The organism is Photorhabdus tasmaniensis (assembly GCF_011189505.1).
Taxonomy (GTDB): domain Bacteria; phylum Pseudomonadota; class Gammaproteobacteria; order Enterobacterales; family Enterobacteriaceae; genus Photorhabdus; species Photorhabdus tasmaniensis.
Genome location: NZ_PUJU01000154.1, coordinates 1 through 1,297, shown reverse-complemented (window position 1 = coordinate 1,297; position 1,297 = coordinate 1). Strand labels below are relative to the sequence as shown.

Annotated in this window: 1 protein-coding gene; it reads left to right on the top strand. The window is 50.0% G+C overall.

The genetic code is table 11. The features are described from left to right. The first annotated feature begins 86 nt into the window (after window positions 1-86). On the top strand, window positions 87-1,061 hold the full coding sequence (locus C5471_RS23275) for a DUF1281 domain-containing protein (protein ID WP_133815247.1): 975 nt from the start codon (window positions 87-89) through the stop codon (window positions 1,059-1,061). Window positions 1,062-1,297: the final 236 nt, after the last annotated feature.

The following is a 1,297-nucleotide window of genomic DNA, read 5'->3' as shown; positions in this document are numbered from 1 at the left end:
ACATCGCTGAACTTATCATCTGCCTGTGGGGGCATTGCCTTCACCAGGCATGCCCTGTTTCAGGTAAAAAAAGAGGATTTTTTACTATGCCGAAGGGGTACGCTAATCGTTTGCATATCACGGGTCACCCCGACCAACTGGAGGCTCTGCAACAATGGGGATTGGGAGACAGAATTCCCTATTACGGGCAGGCCATCCATCAAAGTATTAAGCTGTTTGTCGCGGGCTGTGCCGGTCTCCTGCAACCTACTGAAACGACAGATTACTCACTGTATCCGGCGCTGGTAGCGAAAGGAACAGGGGTAGACTCACCGGAAAACCGGGCGTTTGAGCACTGGCTGGCCTTGTTAAAAGAGAATGTGGCGCTTGATGAAGTCACCAGCCAACAGATTGACAGGCTATACCAACAAAGTGGTCTGGCCGCGCGAAAATGGCAGACGTTGCTCCCGGCAGAGCGGGAAACCATCAGGGCGTTGTTTAACCAAAAATCCTGTGACTGGTTCGGTCTGTTGACCTGGAACGCAGAACGTGATGCTGAAATGCTGTGGTCTCATCTTGATGACCGGCTGACAGAGACGGTTCCTGGTGACTTATTTCTGCTGATACCGACCCATCTTGCGAGTGAAATCAATGGATCTTGCGGCAGGTTGTTAAAGGATCACGAGACGACTCGTGAGTTGTATTTCCGATTATACGGTATGATTCAGCCGCAAGGTTATGACATAGCGTGGAAGCGAAATGACGATAGCAGCCTGATCGGGAGTTTTGATACAGCACCATTGGGACCATGGCGTGAAAAAATCATCGCTGCCTTGTCAAGGCAATACCATTGCCATATTACCCACTATTTTGAGGATGCCCGAGGGTTATGTGGTTATAACGAATACCGGAATGGGCAGTGGGAAGCTGGCAGCTCTGATGAATTGGAATTGGGTGAGGAAGACGGTATCCGTAAAGTGATAGGGCTGGCCTACATTCTCGGCAATGTTTTACATGACGGGGATGAGTGTACTGACAGCGTTATTTCGCTTATTCCACAGGGACGTTTCGTGGTGAATTGACGGTAAAAAAACAGGTTCAGGTTTGCCTGAGCGTCTGATAACACTACTGCCGGCGGATATGACGCCGGCGATTTACCCATTGGGGGAATATTTCCTCTGAGGGGGCGTGTCCGGCTCTTGGGCCGGAGTTTTATCCAACAGGACGGAGATGAGAAATAAATCGATTGAAGTTGTTTTGTTTATCCCTGACACGTTTTGGTCTGAATCGGCAGTGCCTCCCAGATGCACTGGACACA

Bases quoted from the DNA above. Each gene is read 5' to 3' on its own strand.
- C5471_RS23275 (WP_133815247.1), top strand. From the start codon at position 87: ATGCCGAAGGGGTACGCTAATCGTTTGCATATCACGGGTCACCCCGAC.